This window comes from Candidatus Methanoperedens sp. (assembly GCA_027460525.1).
In the GTDB taxonomy this organism is placed as follows: Archaea; Halobacteriota; Methanosarcinia; order Methanosarcinales; family Methanoperedenaceae; genus Methanoperedens.
This window is the reverse complement of record JAPZAS010000025.1, coordinates 1-9,616: the sequence shown is the minus strand read 5'-3', so window position 1 is coordinate 9,616 and position 9,616 is coordinate 1. Positions and strand designations below refer to the sequence as shown.

The following is a 9,616-nucleotide window of genomic DNA, read 5'->3' as shown; positions in this document are numbered from 1 at the left end:
TACCTAATTCAAAATAATCGTCCAGGGATAACCCATAAGCATTGGAGGCAATAAACGCATGACCAATATCCAGATTTATCTTTAAATTCTCCGAACATACCATTTCAATTATATGCAAAATTTCTCGCGGAAATACACCAACTTTATTTCCTCCCTTTCTATCAAAAAGGTTCCAGGGGGAGGGTAACGCCATATTCTTCGGCAAGACCACATATATGACTTAAATTAAGAATATTCAAGTTAAGACATTTTCTTCTACCATTCTGACTGCCCGGATGAACAACTATATATCCTGCCCTATTTCTGCGGCGACCTTGAAGACTTTTTCCATAACAGTGAAATTTTTTTCAGAATAGCTTCCAAACCCTGAATACCTGGTGTGTACGTGAATGTCTGCTTTGCCAGGATGATTCTTCTTTTCGATATTTTCCATGCAGAACAATTATTATAATAACAAAATAAAGATTATCTTAGTAAATTATATAATCTATATAGATTCTTACCCTTTTATTCCGAATCGTTGAAGCTTATAAGAAATAGTTCCATAGATAAATAATCTATAGAATCTATATACATAAGTTATTTACAAACCTCTGGCTAATATTTAAATTAACACTTAAATGAACGCTATGAAAACATTGTTCGGGGGCTTTAACTTAAACAAGTTGAGTTCTTGTCCCGGCCGCATTGCAGGGGATGGAAATGGCAACGGTAGAAAACATGATATAATAGGACTTCATAATAATAATGAGATTGAAATGTACCTTAAGCAGCCTGAGGAAAAGATACTGGCGTTCATCGATATCGGGACTAACTCGATCCGACTTATACTCGTCAGACTCAATCCCAACCATTCGTACACTGTGTTGCGGCAGGAGAAGGAGGTTGTCAGGCTCGGGGAGAATGAGTTCAAGAACAATCACCTCCAGCCAGAGGCAATGGAACGAGCGGTTCTGGTCTGCAAAAAGTTCGCAGAACTTGCAACATCCTTTGGGGCTTGCGAAATTATCGCTGTAGCAACATCTGCGGTACGTGAGGCGAAAAACCAGGCAGAATTCCTTGAACAGCTAAAATATGAGGCGAAGCTGGAAGTAAGGGTCATACCTGGAAAGGAAGAGGCACGCCTTATTTATCTTGGCGTATCGAGCGGTGTCCATATTGGCATGAGGAAGGCGATCTTCATCGACATAGGAGGAGGGAGCACGGAGATTGCGATAGGTGACCAGACCCAGCAATATTACGTCGACAGCTTCGAGCTCGGGGCAATAAGGCTCACTACCATGTTCATTCAGGATGGGGGAACAGCACCTGTGCCACATGATGTATATGCAAGGATGAAGCTGTACATCAAGAACAGAATTCTAAAAACAGCGCAATTCATGAAAAGTGCGAGGATAGAGTGCGCTTTCGGAAGTTCAGGCACTATCGTCAACCTTGCCGAGATAGCGATGAATATGCATGAACGGGGCGACGCAGGAAGAAACCTTGTCCTGAGCTATAAGAATCTGAGGAAGGTAGTTTCGACACTCTGCATGCTACCTCTCGATGAGAGAAAGAATATCCAGGGCATCAATCCCGAGAGAGCAGACATCATTGTTGGGGGTGCTGCTATCCTCGAGACAATAATGGAGGAGTTCGGGCTTGAAGAGATTACAGTCAGCGAGAGGAGCATAGTCCACGGCATGCTCATGGATTACCTGTCAAGACATGAAGGGTTTCCGCAGTTCCAGGAGATGTCTGTCAGGGAGATGAGCGTGCTCCAGCTTGGAAGATCATGCAATATCAACGAGCGGCACGCCAACGCTGTCATATCTCTTGCACTTTCGCTTTTTGACAGTTCGAGGAGGATCGGGCTGCACGACATGGGCGAACGGGAGAGAGAGCTATTGAAGTACTCTTCGTTCCTGCACGATATCGGCGGCTTCATATCCTTTAAAAGTCATCATCTCCACTCGCAATACATAATAGGCAACACAGAGCTCCTCGGCTTTGACCAGGTCGAGATAAATATAATGGCAAACGTTGCCAGGTTCCACAGGAAGAAGCTTCCAAAGAGAAAGGACCAGGCTTTAGCTCTGCTTGATGAGCATTCTGCGAATACCGTGATTGTCCTATCCATGCTGCTGCGCCTTGCCGAGAAACTCGACAGAAGCCATACCTGCCTCGTAAAAAAGGCAGAATTCACGGGGAAAAACAGAACAAAAGTCGAGCTCGCTATATGGCATGAGGGCAGCTGCGAGCTTGAGGTGTGGGGTGTAGAGTCGAACGTGCAAGCATTCGAGAAATTATTCGGAAGGAAGCTCAACCTGAATGTAATCCTATGCCCTCGTTCGGATAGTGAATTCCCCGGTCTTAAAATAGAGAGGGAAACTGCCGGGGTTGAGAATGCACTGCATGCATGAGATGTGATTATAACGTATCTTCTTAGGTACCAATCATTCACGAAATGACAATTTTAATCACGTAGCTTCTGCTGGTTTTCTATATAGATTATAGAGATTAAGTATATATCACAAGAATTTTGATAATAATTATGGGTCATTCGTTTTTGTCACCTGATAAAAGAGGAATGACCACATGAAGCTGCTAAACGGATTGGGAGACCTATATAATGAAATTAGATAATATCGAGCTATTCAAAGAAGAGATTCGCAGGAAAGATCTCCAGCTCATTCAAAAGATTCACAAAAGAGACATGTTACTCATCGAAGAGAGGTTTAAAAAATGGGAGAAGGGCAATGGCTGGGATGACTTTATCAGAATGGTGGAAGGTGATGCTGACAATGGCAAAGAAACGACGAAGGTTGAATTCACACCCATTAAAATGATGTGTAAGTTCATTGAGAACGGCGGCGATCCTTTAGTCTATCTTAAGGCGATCAGCATATCATATCCGGAGCATCCCTTCTGCCAGATGCTGATTGAATGCGAAACCGTCGGGCAGTTCTTAAATAAGCTCAAACAGATGGAAGCGCAGCTTCCCATCCTTTTTCAGACTGATGGTAAAAAATGGCTTTCTGAATTGTTTGAGGTCTCAAAAGGGTTTGTGAGAGAAGAGTATGAATCCGGGACACAGAGCGCAGTAGATATCGCAAGTGCGTGCGCCTGATTCAGATCTCTTCAGCAAAATCAGAATGTAGATAGTGTTGGGATTGGGATGTCGAAAATATTCTACTGATCAACAGGACGCCTGTATTATGGAACAACAGATGAATATCAATACCGAAGAAAGTGTTAGTGAAAAGCCATTGAAAATCAGTACGGAAAGTGTTTCTCTTGACAATCCCGGAAACTTCATCAACGGTGAGCTAAGCTGGCTCAAATTCAATCGACGGATACTTGAGGAGGCAATGGATGAGCGCCAGCCTCTCCTGGAAAGGGTGAAGTTCCTTGCTATTTGCGGAAGCAACATCGATGAGTTCTTCATGGTCAGGGTTTCATCCATGCGGCGGCAACTTGCCACAGGGACTGTCAAAACACACCCTGACAGGCTGTCGCCGTCAGAACAGCTGGAAGCCATCCGCAAAGAGTTAATTCCACTTATCGCAGACCATGCGCGCTGCTGGCATGAACTTTTACCTAAGCTCAGCAGCGAAGGTATCCATATCAATAGATTTGTCGACCTTGAGGAAAAACAGAAGGCTCTTCTGCAACGCTTCTTCGAAAATGAGATATTTCCGACCCTCACTCCTCTGGCATTCGATGCCGCTCATCCATTTCCATTTATTTCCAATCTCACAATCAACATTGCCGTTGTGGTCGGGATAACTCAGGGTAACTTTGAAAAACAGATGTTTGCGCGCGTCAAGGTACCAACCGGTTTATTCTCGCGCTTTATCGCTGTGCCGGAAGTGGAAAACGATAAGAATACCGAACATAGCGCTGCCAGAAAAACCACCCACTTCGTCCTGCTTGAAGACCTTATAGCCGCAAATCTGGATATTCTCTTCCCAGGCATGAAAGTGGCTGCGTCTTATCCTTTCCGCATCACGCGCGATGCTGAAATTGAGACGCATTTGAATGGGGCGTATGACCTTGCGACCCAGGTTGAGGAAAGCATGGAGTTTCGCCGCACCGGGCCGCCAGTGAGGCTTGAAGTGGATGTATCCATGCCCGACGACATCCGTCACATGCTGGCTAATAAATTTGGATTGCCTTCCTACCTGGTCAGTGATATAGAGGGTATCATGGGGAAGATAGATATGTGGGAACTGATGAGACTGGACCGCCCCGACCTGAAGGATGCCAAGTTTCTTCCTTCAAATCCTTCATTGTTAGATAACGAGAAAAAAATTTTCCCGGCTCTGCGCAACCGGGATGTCCTGTTCTACTATCCGTATGACAGTTTCTTGCCCTTTATCAAATTCTTACATCAGGCTGCAAAGGATCCTGATGTGCTGGCTATAAAGATAACGCTTTACCGCATCGATGCCAATTCCCCCGTCATTGATGCACTTATTAAGGCGCGGCAGAATGGTAAGCAGGTGGCTGCTGTTGTGGAACTGACAGCGCGCTTCGATGAAGAGAAAAACATTGGGTGGGGGCATGCGCTTGAGCGGGCGGGTGTGCATGTGGTATACGGGAGACCGGGACTGAAGGTTCATGCCAAATTATGCCTTGTTGTCAGGAGAGAGGGGAAGGAAATAATCCGATATGGTTACCTCAGTTCTGGGAACTTCAATGCTGTCACAGCCAGGATCTATGGCGACCTCGGCTACTTTACCTGCAACCCGCAGGTATGTGCAGATATGTCCCATCTCTTCAATTCACTCACAGGCTATGATGGAAAGCAGAAGTATCACAAACTGCTTGTTGCGCCTTACGATTTGCGGCGGGAATTCCTGTGGCGCATCGAAAGAGAGATTGAGCGCCACAGAGAGCACGGGGATGGATACATGGCGTTCAAGAACAATGGCTTAACTGACATGGAGATAATCCTGGCTCTTTACCGGGCGTCTCAGGCAGGTGTAAAAATCGACCTGAACGTGCGCGCCCTTTGTGCCCTTCGCCCCGGCATTCCAGGGGTAAGCGAGAATATCACGGTCACATCCATTGTGGGACGTTTTCTCGAACACGCGCGAATATACTATTTCAGAAATGGCGGGGATGATGAGGTCCTGCTCGGAAGCGCGGATCTCAGGACACGGAACTTTGACGACAGGGTTGAAACGCTCTTCCCTGTGGAGGATCCGGATATAAAATCTGCAATAATCAAGGATATTCTCAATGTCCACCTGAAGGATAATGTGAAAGCAAGGCGGTTATTAAGTGATGGGACTTACGAGCGTGTTGTGCCTTCTCCCGGAGAGAAAGAGCTGAATTCACAGGAGTGGCTGATCGAGAACAGGGGGTTGTGGCACGGTAATTTCTAAGAGGAAAGGAACTCTGAAAAACTCTAATGGATATTGCTTTTTCGGGGCTGATGCGCTTCTTTCGCTTCTTCTATCCCTTTCAAGGGAGATAGAAGGCGTGCGTGAGGCTGAGGATATTGAGTTCATTCACAGGATGCGGGTCGCATCAAGGCGGAGCCGCTCCTGCCTCCCGCTCTTTGAAGAGTGTTTCCCTTCCGGGAAGTACAGGGAATGGCGAAAAGAGATCCGCAATATCACTCGCGCTCTCAGGGAGGCACGGGATGCAGACGTGCAGATAGCTTTCCTTAAGGCATACACCGAGAAGCTAAAAGAGGAAAGCCTCCGCCCTGGCGCGCAGCGCTTCCTTCTGCGCCTGAGGCAGCGACGGGAGCGAGTGCAGCCGCGTGTGATCAAAGCCCTTGACAGGCTTCTTGAGAGCGGCGTGGTGGAGGATATGGAAAAGTCGTGCCGTAAGATGCGCAAGGGTAGGGCTGAAGTCAATTCTCCAGAGACCTATCAAAAAGCGCTTGTCCACATAACATCGCGGCTTGATGAGATATTCGCTCATGAAGCTTCAGTTTACATCCCTGAAAATATAAAAGAGCACCATGCCATGCGTATTGCTGTGAAGCGCCTCCGCTACACGATGGAGGTATTTTCACCCCTTTACGAAGGGGAACTGGAGAACCAGCTTGCGGTCTGCAAAAAACTTCAGGATGTGCTAGGAGATCTGCACGACTGCGATGTATGGATTGATTACCTGCCTCAATTCATGGAGGAGGAACGGGCATATTCTCTTAATTATTTCGGACACGACGACTCCTTCGGGATTCTTGCGTCCGGGCTGATGCACTTCCAGCAGCATCTGCGCGAGCGCCGTTCTGCGATCTATGAGGAGTTTGTAGCCTACTGGAAAGATATTCAGGAGCAGAATATATGGAATGACCTGAAGCAATTTATCCAGTTAACATTCGATGAAAAATGTAAGAATCAGATAAATATAAAATAAGTATGGAGAGTGAAATATATGAAAGATAAGAAAAAAAGTAAGAACACCAAAGTATCTTCGTGGTGGGAAGAGAGACCTAAAATACTGCGAAGTACAACAAAACCTAAACCTGCTAAAGCAGAAACAAAAATAGAGAAAGCTGAGGCAGAAAAAGAGACTGCAAACCTGCCTGCTCCTGGGCTATCTCAACCAGTAGAACACGAAGCCTTTCTACTCATTGGGGACGTTCATGCCAACCTGCCTGCCCTGAAGGCTGTCCTGGAAGATGCCAGTAACAAAGAGGTTTCAGAGATATGGAATGTGGGCGACCTGACGGGGTACGGTGCTTTTCCGGATGATGTTGTCAGGAGACTGCGCAAGGAAAACGCTCAGAGCGTGGTGGGGAACTACGACCTCAAGGTTCTGAAGGTCAAGGAAACGAAAGAGGAGGTGGAGAAAAAAGAGCCGCCTGAAGACTGGAATGCCATCAAGTGGACGTATGACAATCTCTCGAAGAAGAACCGCAAATACCTCAAATCTCTGCCTGAGGAACTCAGACTGGAGGCTGGAGGACAGCGAATACTTCTTGCCCACAGGAGCCCTTTGCCAGGTGACGAACAAATCGGCCCTGAAACGCCGGATGAACGCCTCCGTGAGCTTGCGCATCTCGCTGAGGCTGACGTGATAATCTTCGGGCATTCGCACCGTCCCTTTTCCCGTCAGGTTGATGGTGTATGGTTCATCAACCCTGGGGGCGCAGGAAGGCAGGATGACGGCGATCCCCGGGCCAGCTACGCGATCCTGCGGATCAACCCCCTCGAAGTGAACCACTACCGTATCGACTATGACGTGGAGAAAGCCGCAGCAGCAATACGGGAAAACGGTCTTCCTGAGGTTTTGGCTCAGATGACTCTTCAGGGTCTCTCGCCGGAAGCGGTGGCTCTGGAATTATCAAAGAAGAATGAATACCGCCTGGAGGAGGTTCGAAAGACTGCTCGCAGCGTTTCCCATAATGAGGGGCACAGCAATCAGGTGACAAGGCTGGCAATGCGGCTCTTCGATGAACTCGGAGAGCTTCATGGACTCGGTGCCGAGGAACGCTTCTGGCTTCAGTGTGCCGGTATCCTTCATGATATCGGGTGGATCGAAGGACAGAAGGGGCATCACAAGACCTCACTCCGCATCATCCTTGCCGAACCGCACCTGCCCTTTGATGAACGGGAGCGCGATATCGTGGGTTCAATCGCCCGTTACCACAGGAGAAAACTTCCAAATAAAGGGCACCGCCACTTTGCTGCCCTGCGGCGGGACGAGCGGCAGAAAGTAAAGGTACTGTCAGCGATTCTTCGCGTGGCGGACGGACTGGATTTCACCCAGCAGAGCCTTGTTAAAGATATCACATCTGAGATTTCCCCCGAACAGGTGATCGTCAATTGTGCTGTTTCAGGGGAAGCGGAAACAGAGAAGGAGAGAGCCATGGAAAAGGGAGACCTGTTCGAGAAGGTATTCAATCGGGGCCTCACGTTTTCATTAGACCTTGTACCATGACTGCCAAAGAGCATGTCATCGGATTTATCGATGCCGATGTGCATGCTTATTGATCACCTGAATCCGAAATGGAGATGATGCCCTCGGACGCCAATCCACGCTCTGGCTCAAAGACCTGGAAGAGATGTATCATAAACTGCGACCACCCTAGCAGGTCAGGTGCAGCACCGCGTTCGTCTTGCCTCTGGCCTTTTCCAGCTCTCGACATGCCTCTTTAGTCTTCATGTTAATCAAAGTCACACCCCGGTTCTCAGCCTCCGCTTTCACCTCGTCCAGCACCGGGAGCGCACCCGACTCTCCAGTCCCGATGATGAGCGTTTTGCAGTCCCAGGGAATATTCTCGGCAAGGGACAGAGGGGTGTGGCCGTACTTTTCCTTCAAATGCTTCGAGAGCTTCTTTTTCCTCTTCTCCACCCGACCGCCGCGAACCACGACATCGTACTCGTACCGCTCGCCATCTATCTCCACGCTCCCGAAGCCGAGGTACTTCACCTTCACTTCCATTACCCTCTTTGAATAGGTGGACTGGAGAGGCTAATGTTATCATTCAAAGTCAATACATTACTATCGTTGCTCAATCCACCCGGTGGGGTTCTATTCTTCATCTGAACAGATTTATTCTTTTTAGGAACCATGGATATAATCCTTTTTTCAGGGACTCTATACGCCCATCTGTTGGAACTGTTTATATACAATACGTCCTCACGGGGACTCCTTTCAATAAAGAGAACATCTCCTTCCAGTAGTTCACCCGATTTGAGTTTAAATTTTACTGTATCTCCTTCTGTGTATTTCACACATTCACCCCATCATTCTTTTCTAGTACATCTGCGCTGAAAAAAGAGATGATGAGGAGATATCTCCTCATAATATTTTTCGTTATTTATCTTCATGGATCATCCCTCCTTTCCTTATATCTGGAAGCAAAATCCGATGATTTTGCCTGTTAGAGGTATTCTATAAAGTTTATATAACTTATCAAAATAATCTATATAATCTATATAAAATCAATATTGGCTGAATTCTTCCTGTATGTGTAACTTTATCTCGTCCCTGACCTTCCTGAATGCGGAAAGTATCTCTTCTTCAGACCCCTCCGCATTTGCCGGGTCATTAAAACTCCAGTGCAAATGGCGGGCAATGCCTGGGAAAACAGGACAGGTCTCCCTGGCAGCATCGCATGTGGTTATAACGAAATCAAAATTCATCCCCTGGAATTCCTGCACCGATTTTGACCTGTGCCCTGAAATATCAATGCCAATTTCTGCCATGACCTTTATTGCTATTGGATTTACAACCGAAGGTCTTGTTCCTGCACTGAATACCTCAAATTTACTTCCTTTCAGATGCCTCAGAATCCCTTCAGCCATCTGGGAACGGCAGGAATTTTCTGTGCAGATGAATAATACTTTTTTCTTTTTCATTTATTGAGTTACATCTTCAACCTGAATTAAGCTTCTTCTTAATAATCTATACACTACTATATACCCACTATAGAAGATGGTTCTGTTAAGTTATCGTGAGATAATATTATAGACTCATAATTATCACGAGCGTCATCTTAACAGAACCGCAAAGAGCTTTGATAATCTAATTTACATCCTCTGCGTTTTACTTTTAGAGATTTTTCCTGTGATGATTGCGTTTGGCGTGATATTTCTTGCGCAAAAGAAGAGAGCTGTTTGATCCGCTCATTCAATTAGCCAGACTGTGCGTTTCTCCAGTGAGA

Annotated in this window: 10 protein-coding genes; 5 read left to right on the top strand and 5 right to left on the bottom strand. The window is 46.7% G+C overall.

Annotated features, from left to right (window positions below; all coding sequences use genetic code 11):
* Window positions 1–205, bottom strand: a 205-nt coding sequence (locus tag O8C68_09115; GenBank protein ID MCZ7395961.1) for a hypothetical protein, incomplete at its 3' end; no start/stop codon positions are given.
* 78 nt (window positions 206–283) lie between these two features.
* Window positions 284–433 (bottom strand): hypothetical protein, encoded by a 150-nt coding sequence (locus O8C68_09110; GenBank protein MCZ7395960.1) that lies wholly within the window; start codon window positions 431–433, stop codon window positions 284–286.
* 187 nt (window positions 434–620) lie between these two features.
* Between O8C68_09110 and O8C68_09105 the strand changes: the two genes are divergently transcribed.
* The 5 genes from O8C68_09105 to O8C68_09085 all read left to right on the top strand — a co-directional run bounded on the left by O8C68_09105 (window position 621) and on the right by O8C68_09085 (window position 7,887).
* Window positions 621–2,402 (top strand): Ppx/GppA phosphatase family protein, encoded by a 1,782-nt coding sequence (locus O8C68_09105; GenBank protein MCZ7395959.1) that lies wholly within the window; start codon window positions 621–623, stop codon window positions 2,400–2,402.
* Window positions 2,403–2,611: 209 nt separating this feature from the next.
* On the top strand, window positions 2,612–3,109 hold the full coding sequence (locus O8C68_09100) for a hypothetical protein (protein MCZ7395958.1): 498 nt from the start codon (window positions 2,612–2,614) through the stop codon (window positions 3,107–3,109).
* Between the two features lie 88 nt (window positions 3,110–3,197).
* A complete protein-coding gene (gene ppk1 / locus O8C68_09095) occupies window positions 3,198–5,372 on the top strand; it encodes a polyphosphate kinase 1 (GenBank protein ID MCZ7395957.1) in 2,175 nt (724 codons plus the stop codon).
* A 13-nt stretch (window positions 5,373–5,385) separates the two neighbouring features.
* Window positions 5,386–6,360 carry a CHAD domain-containing protein gene (locus tag O8C68_09090; protein ID MCZ7395956.1) on the top strand — a complete coding sequence of 325 codons (975 nt, stop codon included), beginning with the start codon at window positions 5,386–5,388 and terminating at the stop codon, window positions 6,358–6,360.
* An 18-nt stretch (window positions 6,361–6,378) separates the two neighbouring features.
* Window positions 6,379–7,887: a YfcE family phosphodiesterase gene (locus O8C68_09085; GenBank protein MCZ7395955.1), complete on the top strand. Its 1,509-nt coding sequence runs from the start codon at window positions 6,379–6,381 to the stop codon at window positions 7,885–7,887.
* A gap of 147 nt (window positions 7,888–8,034) precedes the next feature.
* Here the strand turns inward: O8C68_09085 and O8C68_09080 are convergent, their stop codons facing one another.
* The 3 genes from O8C68_09080 to O8C68_09070 all read right to left on the bottom strand — a co-directional run bounded on the left by O8C68_09080 (window position 8,035) and on the right by O8C68_09070 (window position 9,311).
* Complete coding sequence (locus O8C68_09080; GenBank protein MCZ7395954.1) at window positions 8,035–8,391, bottom strand: MTH938/NDUFAF3 family protein; 357 nt, start codon at window positions 8,389–8,391, stop codon at window positions 8,035–8,037.
* On the bottom strand, window positions 8,391–8,684 hold the full coding sequence (locus O8C68_09075) for a hypothetical protein (GenBank protein ID MCZ7395953.1): 294 nt from the start codon (window positions 8,682–8,684) through the stop codon (window positions 8,391–8,393). Before O8C68_09075 ends, O8C68_09080 begins: the two co-directional genes overlap by 1 nt.
* Before the next feature lie 210 nt (window positions 8,685–8,894).
* The gene (locus tag O8C68_09070) at window positions 8,895–9,311 is read right to left on the bottom strand and encodes an arsenate reductase ArsC (GenBank protein ID MCZ7395952.1); all 417 of its coding nucleotides are present in this window, start codon (window positions 9,309–9,311) and stop codon (window positions 8,895–8,897) included.
* Between the last annotated feature and the right edge of the window lie 305 nt (window positions 9,312–9,616).